Source organism: Candidatus Pelagibacter bacterium nBUS_29, from assembly GCF_051200905.1.
Taxonomy (GTDB): domain Bacteria; phylum Pseudomonadota; class Alphaproteobacteria; order Pelagibacterales; family Pelagibacteraceae; genus Pelagibacter.
The window spans coordinates 813,907-828,810 of sequence record NZ_CP172843.1 but is presented as its reverse complement, the minus strand read 5'-3'; the positions used below and the strand labels follow the sequence as shown (position 1 = coordinate 828,810).

Below are 14,904 nucleotides of genomic sequence, written 5' to 3'. Positions count from 1 at the left end.
ATTTATTTAAAAATTAATTAACCTAGATAGATCTCTTTTTTTATTTTTGAATGTAGGTAAAGGATATTTAAAGGCATATTTTCTAGGTATACATTTTTCTTTAGCTTTTTCCCATAGAGCAAGCCATTGTTTAAAATTTGAAATAGTAATATTTTTTTTATTTTTACTTTTTACATAAAAACTTGGTAATGGCTCTCGACCAGAGGTTTGACCTGCTTTATTATATCTGAGATCAGCACTTATTCTAAAATTATTAGATTTATTAGGAATGGAGCAATGTGCAGAGTGTCGGTGTAGCAAAACTATATCTCCCACATTAGCTTCTAAGTAAGCTACTTTTTTTGAATTAAGTAATTTTGAGTCTTTTATTTCAACTTGTCCTCTGTAGCCAGAGTGATGATTTAATAATCCTAATTTATTTATTCCAGGAACAGTGATCATACAGCCATTTCTCTTAGTTGTTTTTGTAAAAGGTATCCATACTGTTAAAAGTTCAGTTTTTTTTTGACCTTTAGTGGATAGTACAGCTGCATCTTGATGCCAAGGCGTCCTTCCGCTTAAACCATCATTAATTGATTTTTTAGGTAATGTTTTTTCTGGTTGTTTTATCCTTGTGTTTTGAACTGGGTTAGAAAGTATTTCTGGTCCAAGTATTTTTTCAACAACTTTAAGTATTTTTTTATGTTTAATTAAATTCCAAAGAGAATGGCTTGCAAAGTATTCGCTATCTTTTTTAACATGGTCTCTAGGTAGTCGTGTATTGAAATACTGATCTAGATCAAAAATATTAAGAGAAGATACAAACTTATATTTTTTTTCAAATTTAAATTTTAAAGCTTTTGATATTTTTCTTTTAGGAGAGAATTTATGAATCAGTCTATCCATTACATATTCCATGTCATTTAAGATGGGTTTTAGATCATTATCAAAATTTAAAACATTTTTTACTATTGAGTATCCCTGTTCTTCAAATTTTTTTTTAGTCAATGATTTCATTTTTTAAACTTATATTAATTTGTAGTTGGGATGGTAAGATAATTTGCATCATGAAAAGATGTAAGCATTTTTTTTTTATTTTGAATTATGTGAGGATAATAAGGAATATTATTAAATTTCCAAATTACTGGCTTATTCAGGGCGTAACTTCCATAAATAAAAAACCTTTTAGAACAATTTTTTTCAATAAATCTTTTTACGCCATGATAAGAGTTGGGAGTTGATTGAAAAAAAACAGCCGTCCCTTGCTTAGGTGTAAACTCCTTCACAATTTCAAGTTCATTAATTTTAGGAAATCTCCTGAAGCTTTTTCTTAGATTCTTTTTTGCCTTTTTTTTATAAATAGTAAGTGATCCACCGTTCTTTTTTGGAATATCTGTTAAGTAAATTAAAAAATTATATAATCTTGTAATGTCATCTCGATGTGGTCTTAATCTGTATCCACCTTTTGAAACAGAAAAATCAATATCTAAATTTACTTTTGGGTTAGAGTAATTATTCCCAAGCATTTTTTGAAGTTCACTCGAGTTTAATTTTTTTTTAATAGTAAACTTTTTTTGATTAAAAATTTTTGGAAGATTTGAATTTGCCCAAGAGCCATCTTTAAAGTTTTTTTTAAATATACTTTCAATTTTTTTATAGAAAGATTTACCATTGAAAACTTTAAAGAGTTTTTTTGAGGTTTTTGATTTTTTAATATAATTATTAAAATTTTTAGACCCTTTGTTTATTCGACTTCTCCCACCCATGATCATGTCATCAAAAGATTTGGAGTTACTGATTTCTTTAATTAATGTTTTGCAAATATTTTTTGGGATAACGTTTCTACCTACTAAAACTGGAAAATTACTTTTAATTTTTTTTAATTTCTCAATATTTAGCATTTAGCTATACATTCCCTCCTTAACTTTTATCATTTTGTACATTAAATCGTTTAAAGGAGTTTTTATTCCATGTTTTTTTCCAAGACTTGAAACCACACCGCTTATAAAGTCAATTTCAGTTTTTCTTTTATATTGAACATCAAAAGCCATAGATGATTTATTTGTTTGATTGGAGTCTACAATTTTATTAAACATAAATAGACACTCATCCTCAGATACCTCAACACCATCTGCTAAAGCTACTTGTCTTGTTTCTAATATGATTTCTTTACCAAGAGATCTTGAAACATCATTTGCACTATTATTAATATATAAATCTGTGTGATGTAGATCAAAAATTGCAGATAAAGGACCAATTGCAGTTAATGCAAAAAGTTTCATCCATTTTCTTTTCTTTACATCATCTGCCGCAATTGTCTCTAAATTATATGCCGTGAAAGTATCAGCTACCTCTTTAACTCTTTCACTCATACCGCCCTCGTATTCTCCTATCCAAGATGGTAAAGCTGCGTGGTTCATTATATGTCCAGGTCCCAATATATTTGATGCTTGAGTTGTTGTTCCACCTAAAACTTTTTCATCTCCAACAATTTTTTTCATAATAGCCTCATGTCCAAAACCATTTTGAAAAGACATAAAAACAGTTTTTTCACCAATGATATTTTTAATACTGTTGAGAGCTGGCTCTAGAACAGTTGCTTTGCACATTACTATTACTGCATCAACAATACCTACAGTTGATGGATTAGTTGTTGCTTTCACTTTTATAAATCTATCCCCACCATGACCATCCATTTTAAGACCGTTTTTATTTATTGCTTCTACATGCTCTTTCCAAACATCTATTAGAATTACATTTAGCCCTTTTTCAGCTAACAAACCTCCAAACAAACAGCCCATTGCACCAGCGCCTAAAACTGCAACTTTTAAATTTTTATTTATCATTATCTTTTTTTAAAATTAATTTATGTATAGATATTATATATATTATCTATAGACATCTTGCAAAATAAATTATAGCTTAATTAATAATGCAATTAAAAATAGAAAAATCAAAATTTAAAGAATATTCATTAGATAAAATCTCTGAAGCTTTGCAAGTTGGATTATCTAATAATTACAAAACCGTCGTGATATCTATAGTTGACTGTCCAAATTTGAGAGATTGGGGTTGTCCTTCTGAGGGAATAAGTGGTAATCAAAAAATTATAGATGTTGGTGGCGAACCTTACATGCACGATCCTAAATTTATTGGTGCTGAATTCGATTATGAAGAAATTTCTAAAATGATTGGATCAGAAAAAAGTTATGCATTAGGTGCTGGCTCAGGTGCCATGTCTTGTTTAGAAGGTCATTGTGGTGAATTAGTAATTAATGAAAATTTAATTACCTCTGAGTCAAAATCAATTATTGCTCGAGTTGGTGCTAACAAAGAATGTATTGCTGAAAAATATACAGCTAGAAAACATGGTGGCTTAGGCAACGTTTTTTATACTGATGGGGTAAGAGGAAAAGTTATCAAAATTAAAATAAAAGGAAGATCTGGTGAACAAGGCTCTTTACCTCAAGCAATGAGAAAAGCTTTGTCTGACAACTTAAAAATTGAGGGCAACGATCATCTTGCATTAGCAGGCGTTTTTAGAATATTAAAAGGAAAAATTAAATCACATGTTCAGCCTGATTATGCTGATATTAAACATGAATACTATGACCCCAAACAAATGAAGTGTGTAAAAGATTTTTTACAATTTTATGAACCTGTTGGACCAGAGCTACAAGGTTACAGCGTACTTTGGACGGGTGATCCAGCAGGAGGGGCACTTAACTTAAGAGAGTCTGGCGAACACACTCATTTTCACTCTTATACAAAAAAAAATATTGCTGGCCACTATCACTTTGATGTAACACCAGATGAAATAGAGTGCGAAGGGTATTTTAATACTGCAGAAGAAGTGTACAGAGTTAACAATATATATAAAGAATTAAACAAAAAAAAATAATATTAATTTAACTTTCTTTAAGATAACATTTGACTAATGAAGAGACAATTTAAGTATCCTAAGCATTTTGAGGAACAAAAAAAAATTCCAAAAATTACTCAAAAACGAATTAAATTAGCTGAAGTGTCACTTGGTGACTTCGAAGGAAGATTGGAAAATGAATTACTTAATTGGTTCTCATTGACTCCACAACATTGGATCATGTTACATATGGTAATGCTTGCTTATTATAAAAATAAATCAATTACTAAAAATGAATTATTAAAAGTTATTGAAAAATCTTACTTAACCTCAAATGTTTATATCGATACTGCTATTAAAAAAGGATTTTTTAGAATTATAAGAAATGAAAAAGACAAAAGATCTATCTTTATCTTACCATCTGTAATTACAATAAAAACTTTTGAAGGGTTTATTGATAGAAGAGATATTCTTTATAAAGGGATATAATAAATATTTTAATTAATAAGCTTTAGATTCTTCTTTTTTAGAAAAACCTTTCATTTTATCAACTACAGCCTTAGATCCAGCACTTAATGCTCTTTGATCAGCACCAATTGTTACAAAATTAAAACCCTTATCAATCATTTTTTGTGCATACTCAGGCGTACCATTGTGAATTCCTGCAAAAATATTATTTTTTTTAGCATGTTCTAAAATTCTTAAAATTTCTGAATAAGCTTTTGTGCTTTCTGGTCTATCAAAACCTGGTTCTTCACCAATAGCTAAACTTAAGTCTGCTGGACCAATATAAATACCATCAACACCGGGTGTTGACATAATTTCATCAAGTTTACCTAAAGATTCTTTTGTCTCTATCATTGCTAACTTAAGCATTTCATCATTTGCATGTTTAGCGTAATCTGAACCACCATAAATTAAACCTCTTACAGGACCAAAACTTCTATAACCATGAGGAGGGTACATACATGCTTGAACAAATCTTTCCGCTTCTTCTTTGTTACTTACCATTGGACAGATGATACCGTAACAACCTGCATCAAGTATTTTCATTATTTGACCAGGTTCATTCCAGTTTACTCTTGCAAGTGGAGTTACATCTGTTGTTGATATAGTTTGCAACATTGGTAAAGCATTAGTGTAATCAACTAAACCATGTTGCATATCAATTGTAAGCGAGTCCCAACCTTGATGAGCCATTACTTCAGCTGAAACAGTGCTAGGAATTTGTAACCAACCATTAATGACAGGTTTACCTGCCTTCATCATTTCCTTAATTTTATTTTTTCTCATTTTTATATTTTTAAACCCATATGAGTGTATTTTACATTTAGATAATCTTTGATTGCTCCTGATCCACCTTCACGTCCATAACCAGTTTGTTTTATTCCACCGAATGGTGCCTCAGCAATTGCAACTACGCCTGTATTAACCGCAACACATCCAGATTCTAATTTTTCAGACCCTATATGAGCTTGGTCCATTGAGTTTGTGTATAAATAACTACATAAACCTAAATCATTATCATTTGCTCTTTCAATAACTTCATCAAAAGTTTTAAATGTTAGAATAGGCACAAGTGGACCAAAAGGTTCTTCTTTCATAATTGTAAAATTATCTTTCACATCATCAAAAACTGTTGGTTCATAATAGTACCCTTTATTAAAACCAGCAGGTCTTTTTCCACCCATTAAAACTTTAGCGCCTTCATTTTTTGTAGTTTCAACTAATTTTTCAATTTCTTCTAATCTTTTTGCGGTAGTTAAAGGTCCTAACTCAACACCTTCATCCATACCATTACCTATCTTAAGTTTTTTTGCTCTTTCCATAAATGCACTTACAAACTCATCTTTTCTATTTTCCTGGATATAAAATCTATTAGGTGAAATACAAACTTGACCGTTATTTCTAAATTTACCTGTTATAGCTATATCAGCAACTTTGTTCATATCTACATCTTCACAAACAATAAAGGGAGAGTGACCACTTAGTTCCATTGTAACTCTTTGAACTTTATCAGCTGCTTTTTTTAAAATTATTTTTCCAACTCTTGTTGAGCCAGTAATAGATACTTTTTTAATAATATCAGATTCCATTAATTCATTTGATATTTCAGCCGGATCACCTGATAGAAGGTTTACCACTCCATCTGGTACTCCTGCTTCTTTACATATGCTAACTAATTCCATTACTGCGCCAGGAGTAATTGTATCTGGCTTACAAATAACAGAACAACCTGCAGCTAAAGCAGTAGAAATCTTTCTAGAAGCCAAAACTATTGGAAAATTCCAAGGTACTAATGCTGCTACTACACCAACTGGCTGATAATAAACATGCACTCTAGTATCTGGAAATCTACTTTGTTGTGTTTGACCATAAATTCTCTTTGTCTCTTCTGCATTCCATTCAAAAATATCAGCTCCACCACCAACTTCTCCAACACCTTCTGCAAGAGGTTTTCCCACTTCAAGTGTTAACCACTTAGCAAGAACATCTTTTTTTTCTCTCATTAAATCTGCAATTTTTCTAAGAGTATAAGCTCTTTGCCAAGGTGCAGTATTTTTCCAAATCTCTAAGCCTTTTTCAGCAGATTTTAGTGCTTTTTGCACATCAGCTGAAGATGCTCTTGATGCTTTACCAATTACTTCTTCAGTAGCTGGATTAATTACATCGTATGTTTCATTTTTTTCTGCTTGTTGCCACTTACCGTCAATGAATTGTCCAAATTTACTATACATAGAATTTATTTTTAAGTTTACTTAATGTGGTTTTTTATTTTATAAATATATTTATATATAAACATTATATACATTTAAAGATAAACTTAATTTATGAAAAAAATTACACTCACCTGTGCTCACGCAGTAGTTAAATATTTAATAGCTCAAAAAATATTAATTAATGGGAAAAAAGAACCTTTGTTTCCAGGTGTATTTGGAATATTTGGGCATGGAAATGTAGCATGTTTAGGTCAGGCACTTGAAGAAAATCAAAATGAACTTCCCACTTATAGAGGTCATCATGAACAAAATATGGCTTTAACTGGTATAGGTTATGCAAGAGCAAAAAGAAGACAGCAAATTTTTGTAGCAACTTCATCAGTTGGTCCTGGAGCAACAAATATGGTAACTGCTGCTGGTGTTGCTATGAGTAATAGGTTGCCAATATTGTTTTTACCAGGGGATACATATGCAAATAGAATGCCAGATCCAGTTTTACAACAAGTTGAACATTTTAATAATCCAGGAATTACAGCAAATGATGCTTTTAAACCTGTAACAAGATATTTTGATAGAATAACAAGACCTGAACAAATTATTCAATCTTTTCCAGCAGCTGTTCAAACTATGATAGATCCTGCTGATTGTGGACCAGCTTGCATTGCTTTATGTCAAGATATTCAAGGACAAACTTTTGATTATCCAGAAGAATTTTTTAAAGAAAAAGTACATACAATTAGAAGACCTAGACCTGATGAGTTTCAAATAAAAGAAGCAGCTGAAAAAATAAAATCTTCAAAAAATCCAATAATTATTTCTGGTGGTGGAGTTTTTTATTCTGATGCGATGGACGAATTAAGCAAGTTTGCAATTAAACATAATATTCCAGTAACTCAAACTGTAATGGGTTATTCCACAATGAAAAGAGATCATTCACATTATGCTGGTCAAATAGGGGGTTTGGGTGGAAAAAATACAAATTCTCTAGCCAAACAAACAGATCTTGCAATTGCAGTTGGAACTAAACTTGCAGATTTTACTACAGGTTCTTGGGCAAATTTTGAGAATGAAAATTTTAAACTTGTATCAATAAATGTATCAAGATTTGATGCAAACAAACATTTAGCACAAGCTGTAATAGGTGATGCAAAAGTTTCATTAGATGAATTATCTTTAGCTTTAGATGAGTGGAAGGCTGGAGAAGAGTGGAACAAAAAATCTCAAACTGAACTTAAAGCATGGAATGAAGAAGTTGATAAAGCAAGTGCTCCATCAAATCAAGAGATACCAAGTTATGTTCAGGTTATAGGCGCTGTATACAAAAATTCTGATGCATCAGATATAGCAGTAACAGCTGCCGGTGGACTAGTTGGTGAAGTTGTTCAAGTTTGGAGACCTAGAGAATTAAACACTCATGAAACAGAATGGGGTTTTAGTTGTATGAGCTATGAAATTTCAGGTGCTCTTGGAATTAAAATGGCCAACCCAGATAAAGAGGTTATTTCATTTATTGGTGATGGATCATACTTAATGAATAATACTGATATCTATTCTTCAGTTATTACTAAAAATAAACTTATAATAGTTGTTTGTGATAATGGAGGTTTTGCAGTCATTAATAGACTTCAATTATTTAAGGGTGGTAAAGAATATAACAACCTACTTAAAAGCTCAAAAACACCTGGACTTGTAGGTGTTGACTTTGCAAAACATGCTGAAAGCATGGGAGCTAAATCAGAACATGTAAATTCTATATCTGAACTTGAAGAAGCATTTAAAAGAGCAAAAAAATCTGATGTTACATATGTAATTTCAATTAAGACACATGCTTATCAGTGGTTAGAAGGTTCTGCGTTTTGGGATAGTCCCACATTAGAAATCCCAACAACTGAAGAAAACAAAGAAGCTATAAAACTTTATAAAGAGGGAAAGAGCAAACAAAGACAAGGCGTGTAACTCTTTATGAATAAAATATTTAAAGTTGGCCTCATTGGCTGCGGTCATATCTCAGAGACTTATTTCAGAGCTGAAAAATATTTTAACAATATTAAAATTATTAAATGTGCAGATATAAATCATGGTAATGCAGTTAGATGTGCAAAAACCTATAAAATTCAAGCATTAACTGTAAATGAACTTTTAAAAGATAAAGAAATTGAAATTGTTCTTAATCTAACTATTCCAAAAGCTCACTATAAAGTTGCAAAGCAGGCATTGGTTAATGGTAAACACGTTTATTCTGAAAAACCACTGGCAATTAATTTTAAGGATGGAAAAGATCTTTTAAGAATTGCAAAAAAGAAAAAGCTTTATATTGGAAACGCTCCAGACACTTTTTTGGGTGGTGGTATTCAAAAATCAAAAGAACTAGTCGATAAAAAAATTATTGGCAAAATTAACTTAGGAAATGCAATTTTTGCTTTTCCTGGAGTTCAATCTTATCACCCTAATCCTGAACCTTGGTTTGCAAAAAAAGAAGGTGGACCAGTAATTGATATGGGGCCTTACTATTTAACTGCTTTAGTTAATTTATTGGGACCAGCAAAAAAAGTTACAGGAAGTGTTGTGAATGGAGTTAAGAGAAGAATTATTGGCATTGGACCAAGAAAAAATAAATCGTTTAAAGTTGAATGTCCCACAACTTATTTATCAACTATTACGTTTGAAAATGGAACGATTATTAGGTTAACTTTATCATTTGATGTCATAGCTCACCAAAGAAACCACATAGAATTATATGGTGATAAAGGATCGATGATAGTTCCAGACCCAAATATGTTTGGTGGTTCGGTTTATATTTGTAAAAATTTGGGAGATCCTTGGAAAGAATACAAAACTAATAAGATGCCATTAGGAAAAATTAATATTAGATCTCAAAGTTCAAGAGCTAATAAGTCTTCAACCAATGCAAACTATCGTGGAGCAGGTTTGGCTGAAATGGCTTATTCAATAGAAAATAAAAAGATAAACAAATGTAATGGAGAATTATCTTTACATGTCTTGGATATAATTCAATCTACAATGAAAGCTTGTACTTCTGGAGTTTCTCAATTAATTAAAACAAGTTGCCAGAAACCAAGGCCATTTTTATTTAAAGAAATAAAAAAAATATTAAAGTAGATTTTTATTATTCAATAATATTAAAATCAGATTTATATTTATCAGTTATTGTCAAACCTAGTCCTGGTTTATTATCATCTAAATCAATAAATCCATTTTCTGGCGCAGGGTCACCTTCAAAAATATAATAAAAAAGTTCATTTCCTATTTCCACATCATTAACTGGAAAGAATTCTGAAATTGGACAATTGAAATTAGACATTGTTAAATGATAATTGTGCATTTGACCTGCATGAGGAATAACAGGAACTTGGTGAGCTTCTGCAATCGCATTAATTTTTTGAGCAGCAGTAAAACCACCAACTCTATTGTTATCATATTGAATATAGCTTACTGCCTTTAAATCTAATAATTGTTTAAATCCAAACATGTTAAACTCATGTTCACCACCTGAAATTGGAATCATGTTCATATTATTGAGTTCAGCATAACCATGAATGTCATCTGCTATAACTGGTTCTTCCAACCATCTCGGATTAAATTTCATTAATTTTGGAATCATTCTTTTTGCATAATCTAAATTCCAACCCATATAACATTCCATCATTAAATCTGTATCTTCACCTATTACTTCTCGTACAGCTTCTGCGAGTTCAATATTTTTTTTCATTCCTTCAGGACCATCTTTAGGGCCCCAGCCAAATCTCATTTTAAACATTTTAAAACCTTGTTTCACATAACTCTCAGCTTCTTTTTGAAGATCTTTAATAGGTTGGCTGTAAAGTTTTGATGCATAAACAGGAATTTTTTCTTTTGTTCTTCCACCTAATAATTTGAAAACTGGTTTCTTTGTAATTTTACCCATTATGTCCCAGAGAGCGATATCAATAGCAGAAATTGCAACCATACCAATTCCTCTACGACCCCATGCATGAGTTCTTCTGTACATTTTTTCCCAGATGTAAGCGCAATCAAAAGGGTCTTCACCAATTACTAAAGGTTTTAAATATGTATCGATTGTTTTTTTCGCAACTTGAGGTGCCAAGGCAGCGTTTCCAATTCCAACGATCCCATCATCAGTTTCAATTTCACAAATCAACCATTCATGAAATCTAAACGAACCCATAGCATCAGACTTTTCAAATAAAAGATCTGAAGCATTTGTACAAAAGTTGTTTTGTGGAGGTACAGTTTTACCATTCCATTGGTAAACTTTGGTTCTAATATCTTTTATTTTTGTCATGCTTTATTTTTATTTTCTGCCATTGTTAATGCAATTTTAAATGAATTCAAAGTAGGTTCTATATTAGCTTCATTTTTGCCAGCAATATCAAAAGCAGTGCCATGAGCAGGTGTAGTAATTGGAACAGGTAATCCACCTTGAACAGTAACACCTCTGTCAAAACCAAATGCTTTTAAGCCAGATTGAAGAGCGTCATGATACATACCAACAATACAATCGTGGTTTTTATTTTTATAAGCAGTAATAAAAGAAGTATCACAAGGCAAAGGTCCATCAGCGTTAATACCTAGTTTTTTGGCCTCTTCTATAGCTGGAATAATTTCATCTTTCTCTTCAGTTCCAAATTCAGCATGAGGATTAAGTGCTTGGACTGCTACTCTAGGAACTTTTATACCGTTTAATTTCATTGCCTCATTGATAAGCTTAATTGGTTTCATAATTTTTTCTTTTTTAACATGATCTGGAACTTCCTTAATTGGAATGTGAGATGTAACACGAGCTGTCCAAAAATTATCAATAACATTAAATTCACAAAAGAAATCTTTTACTTCCAATTTTTCAGCCATTAAATGCAATTCATCAGAATATTTATTACCACCTAGTTTTAAACTTGTTTTATTGAATGGACCAAAATTTATCGCGTGTATTTTATTTTCTTTAGCAAGTTCTAAGGCTAAATTTAATGCAGATAGAACACTCTCACCAAACTCTTTAGAGCACTCTGATAATTTATAACTATGATTTTTTCCATTAGAAATATCCAGAAAAAACTTATTGCCTTCCTCAAAATTTATTTGATCAAAGTTATCAACATATTTTAGATTTTGTGAACTACCAGAAATTTTATTACCACCTTCTAAAATATTTTTTTCACCTATAACAACTATGTTAGCATTATTAGTAATCTTCTTATTCAATAATTTAGATACAAGTTCTGGACCAATACCAGAAGGATCCCCTAGAAGAAGCGCAATATTAATTTTTTTTTGAGACATTTTTTTCTTACGATTTGTATCAGATTATGTTTATATAATTAATTATAAATTAACTAAAGAGGGAAATAATGAAAAAAAGTTTTAAACTTTTCTTAGCTGCTGCATTTCTAGTGACTGAATTTTTTGTTATAGCATTACCAATGCTTACTACTTCTGCAAAAGCAGATGGTGCTATTCAAGCAATTACTCACGCTGGTTTTGGTGGTGGTACTGATGTAACTACTAGAATGATGCTTTTAAGAGCTCGAAGAGTTCTTAAACAAGATATGCAATTAGTTAACAAAAAAGGTGGTGGTGGAGCTGTATCTATGGACTACATGATGAGCTTACCTGCTGACGGTCAACACACTTTAACTTGGACTACTGGTCATGCTGTATCAATGGCATTAGGTAAAACTAAAGTTAAAATTAGCGATATGCAGCCACTTGCAAGAGGAACTGATGATCCTCAATTGTTTGTTGTAAATTGTAAAGCTGACATCAAAGATGCTAAAAAATTTATTAGTGTTCAAAAATCAAAATCACTTAAATATGGAACAACTCATGTTGGTGGAATTGATGATGTAAGTGCAATTGCATTTACTAAAAAAGGTGGATTAAAAGATCCAACTATTGTTGCCTATAAAGGTGTAGCTCCAATCAAAACTAACCTAATCAAAGGAGATATTGATGTAGGTGTTTTGAACTTAGGGGAAGCATTAACAGAAATAAATGATGGAACACTATGTGTTTCTGTTGTTTTAGCAAATAATAGAATGGCTAAAATTGGAGATTCTCCAACAGCTAAAGAATTAGGAATACCTGTTTCTTTATCTACTGTTAGAGGTTTCGTAACTAAAAAAGGAGCTCCAGCAGCAAGAGTTAAAGAGTTAGAAGCTGGAATGATGAAAGCTATGGGACACAACTATTACAAAAATTTCTTAACTGAAATCGGTCTTGATGACACTAGTGTAGTTGGTGCTGATGAATGGGGTAAGCAAATGGAAGAAATGCTTACTGAAATGACTGCACAGCTTAAAGCTTTAGGTTACATTAAGTAATTTTAAAGACAGTACATTTAATTAATGAATAATGTACGAAAACAAAAAAGGGCAAACAAAAGTTTGCCCTTTTTTTTTAAAGATGAATTTAAAGTTTCATTTATAATAATATTTATTTCTACTATTTTACTAATTACAACTTTTACATTTGATATTGTTCCTCCAATTTTAAACAGAGGTATTCAACCAGCAACTTTCCCAAAGGCATTGTTGGTTTTAATAATAAGTTTAACGTTAATTATTTATTATTTATCAAAAAAAAAACCATGGAAAATTGAAAAAAAATTACCTAAAACATTTTTTTTAACATTACTAAGTTTTATTTTTTTTGTAGTAATTTCAAAAACTTTAGATTTTTTTCTAGCAATTTCTATTTTATCAATTTTTGTGTCTTATAATTGGGGTGAAAAAAGATTATTTTATTTATTATTAGTAGGTATAATTTTTCCAGTAATAGTATTTATTTTTTTTGAAACAATTTTAGGTTTAAGATTTCCACCAGGAATAATAACTAACATTTATTATAATTAGATGGATAATTTATTATTAATGTTGGCACCTCTATTTAGTTCTAAACTAATGGTAGTTTTATTTTTTGGAACTTTATTTGGTTTAATCTTAGGAGTTTTACCAGGACTAGGACCAACAACAGGTGGTGCATTAATTTTACCTTTTACTATGACACTTGATCCTCTTTCAGCAATTGTATTATTAACCTCTATTTACTGTGCTGGTACTTATGGTGGAGCAATTACAGCTATCTTAATTAACACACCAGGAACACCTGCAGCAGCAGCAACATGTTTGGACGGTTATCCATTGGCCCAAAAAGGTGAGGCAGGTAGAGCTCTTGGAATGGCAACGGTATCAAGCACAGTGGGTGGAATTTTTAGTGTGATTATATTAGTTTTTTTTGCACCTTTATTGGCAAAACTTGCTTATGAGTTTGGGCAACCAGAATACTTTGCTTTAGCTATTTTTGGTTTAACTATGCTCGCTTCTATTGGCGATGGAAGTCCAATAAAAAACTTAATTGCTGGAGCTTTTGGAATACTGATTTCAACTATTGGAAAAGATTTTATGACTTCAATAGATAGATTTACCTATGGAATTAATGAATTATCTGAGGGTATTGGTTTTATACCAGTTGTTGTTGGTTTATTTGCAATTAGTGAAATGTTAACTCAATCAACTTTACTAGATCAAGTTTTTAAAAGAGTAGCCTTAAAAGCAGTAAAATTACCATCACTTAATGATTATAAACAAACATGGAAAACTATTTTAAGATCATCAGGTATTGGATCTTTTATAGGAGTGCTTCCTGCAGAAGGTGGCACAGTTGCATCTTTAATCGGTTATTCTGAAGCAAAAAGATTTTCAAAAAAACCTGAAGAATTTGGTAAGGGTTCAATAGAAGGAATTGCAGGAGCAGAAGCTGCTAATAATGCTGCAACAGGTGGAGCGATGGTGCCAACACTTGCTTTAGGTATTCCTGGTAGTGCAACTACTGCCGTAATATTAACGGGCTTAATCATTCATGGGGTAAGACCGGGTCCTGATTTATTTAGAGAGCAACCAGAATTTTTATATGGAATTTTTGGTGCAATGTTAATTGCTAACGTACTATTTTTTATATTTGGTTTTTTTGGTGCTAAGATTTTTGCAAGAATAACATTGGTACCTAATAAGATTTTATGGCCAATGATTTTTGCAGTGTCTGTTTGTGGAACTTATTCATTAAGTCAATCAATTATAGATGTTTGGATAATGATATTCTTTGGAGTGCTTGGATTTTTTATGAGAAGATATGGTTTTTCTGTTGTTCCAGTTATTATAGGATTAATATTAGGAGAATTGGTTGAGGGTACTCTTAGACAATCATTAGTAATATTTGATGGAAATTGGTTAATGTTTTTAACAAGACCTATTGCTTTAACATTCTTTATTTTATCTTTAATTGCTCTAGCTTTTCCTTTATTAAGATCAAAAAAGAAAAAAAAATAAT

General features: G+C 31.1%; 14 protein-coding genes. 7 read left to right on the top strand and 7 right to left on the bottom strand.

Annotation, left to right across the window (positions count from 1 at the left end; translation table 11 throughout):
- Nucleotides 1-6: 6 nt before the first annotated feature.
- From ACIJYA_RS04495 to ACIJYA_RS04485, 3 genes are read right to left on the bottom strand one after another with little or no spacing between them, the layout of a single operon-like run.
- Nucleotides 7-996, bottom strand: coding sequence for a phytanoyl-CoA dioxygenase family protein (locus ACIJYA_RS04495; protein WP_435087535.1), 990 nt, complete (start codon nt 994-996; stop codon nt 7-9).
- 14 nt (nt 997-1,010) lie between these two features.
- Entirely contained in the window at nt 1,011-1,880 is an 870-nt protein-coding gene (locus ACIJYA_RS04490) for a 2OG-Fe(II) oxygenase (protein WP_435087533.1), read from the bottom strand.
- The gene (locus ACIJYA_RS04485) at nt 1,881-2,825 is read right to left on the bottom strand and encodes a ketopantoate reductase family protein (protein WP_435087532.1); all 945 of its coding nucleotides are present in this window, start codon (nt 2,823-2,825) and stop codon (nt 1,881-1,883) included. It lies immediately after the preceding gene.
- Nucleotides 2,826-2,911: 86 nt separating this feature from the next.
- Here ACIJYA_RS04485 and ACIJYA_RS04480 point away from each other — a divergent pair, with 86 nt between their 5' ends.
- Both ACIJYA_RS04480 and ACIJYA_RS04475 read left to right on the top strand, forming a co-directional pair.
- Nucleotides 2,912-3,880 (top strand): DUF1907 domain-containing protein, encoded by a 969-nt coding sequence (locus ACIJYA_RS04480; RefSeq protein ID WP_435087530.1) that lies wholly within the window; start codon nt 2,912-2,914, stop codon nt 3,878-3,880.
- A gap of 36 nt (nt 3,881-3,916) precedes the next feature.
- Complete coding sequence (locus ACIJYA_RS04475; protein WP_023648238.1) at nt 3,917-4,330, top strand: MarR family transcriptional regulator; 414 nt, start codon at nt 3,917-3,919, stop codon at nt 4,328-4,330.
- A gap of 12 nt (nt 4,331-4,342) precedes the next feature.
- Here ACIJYA_RS04475 and ACIJYA_RS04470 read toward each other — a convergent pair whose 3' ends face one another.
- Both ACIJYA_RS04470 and ACIJYA_RS04465 read right to left on the bottom strand, forming a co-directional pair.
- Entirely contained in the window at nt 4,343-5,134 is a 792-nt protein-coding gene (locus ACIJYA_RS04470; protein WP_435087527.1) for an HpcH/HpaI aldolase family protein, read from the bottom strand.
- A 2-nt stretch (nt 5,135-5,136) separates the two neighbouring features.
- The gene (locus ACIJYA_RS04465) at nt 5,137-6,579 is read right to left on the bottom strand and encodes an NAD-dependent succinate-semialdehyde dehydrogenase (protein WP_435087525.1); all 1,443 of its coding nucleotides are present in this window, start codon (nt 6,577-6,579) and stop codon (nt 5,137-5,139) included.
- A gap of 93 nt (nt 6,580-6,672) precedes the next feature.
- On the opposite strand from ACIJYA_RS04465, the gene iolD reads away from it, so the two are divergent.
- Nucleotides 6,673-8,517, top strand: coding sequence for a 3D-(3,5/4)-trihydroxycyclohexane-1,2-dione acylhydrolase (decyclizing) (gene iolD / locus ACIJYA_RS04460; RefSeq protein ID WP_435087524.1), 1,845 nt, complete (start codon nt 6,673-6,675; stop codon nt 8,515-8,517).
- A gap of 6 nt (nt 8,518-8,523) precedes the next feature.
- Nucleotides 8,524-9,681: a Gfo/Idh/MocA family protein gene (locus ACIJYA_RS04455; RefSeq protein WP_435087522.1), complete on the top strand. Its 1,158-nt coding sequence runs from the start codon at nt 8,524-8,526 to the stop codon at nt 9,679-9,681.
- Nucleotides 9,682-9,688: 7 nt separating this feature from the next.
- Here ACIJYA_RS04455 and ACIJYA_RS04450 read toward each other — a convergent pair whose 3' ends face one another.
- Nucleotides 9,689-10,864, bottom strand: a complete 1,176-nt coding sequence (locus ACIJYA_RS04450) for an L-rhamnonate dehydratase (RefSeq protein ID WP_435087519.1) — start codon at nt 10,862-10,864, stop codon at nt 9,689-9,691.
- Nucleotides 10,861-11,859, bottom strand: coding sequence for a 4-hydroxythreonine-4-phosphate dehydrogenase PdxA (locus ACIJYA_RS04445; protein WP_435087517.1), 999 nt, complete (start codon nt 11,857-11,859; stop codon nt 10,861-10,863). Before ACIJYA_RS04445 ends, ACIJYA_RS04450 begins: the two co-directional genes overlap by 4 nt.
- A 68-nt stretch (nt 11,860-11,927) precedes the next feature.
- On the opposite strand from ACIJYA_RS04445, the gene ACIJYA_RS04440 reads away from it, so the two are divergent.
- The 3 genes from ACIJYA_RS04440 to ACIJYA_RS04430 are packed head-to-tail and all read left to right on the top strand — an operon-like array spanning nt 11,928 to nt 14,903.
- Nucleotides 11,928-12,899, top strand: a complete 972-nt coding sequence (locus tag ACIJYA_RS04440; RefSeq protein ID WP_435087515.1) for a Bug family tripartite tricarboxylate transporter substrate binding protein — start codon at nt 11,928-11,930, stop codon at nt 12,897-12,899.
- A 24-nt stretch (nt 12,900-12,923) separates the two neighbouring features.
- A complete protein-coding gene (locus ACIJYA_RS04435; RefSeq protein ID WP_435087513.1) occupies nt 12,924-13,430 on the top strand; it encodes a tripartite tricarboxylate transporter TctB family protein in 507 nt (168 codons plus the stop codon).
- Nucleotides 13,431-14,903 (top strand): tripartite tricarboxylate transporter permease, encoded by a 1,473-nt coding sequence (locus ACIJYA_RS04430; RefSeq protein ID WP_435087512.1) that lies wholly within the window; start codon nt 13,431-13,433, stop codon nt 14,901-14,903.
- Nucleotide 14,904 lies beyond the last annotated feature (1 nt).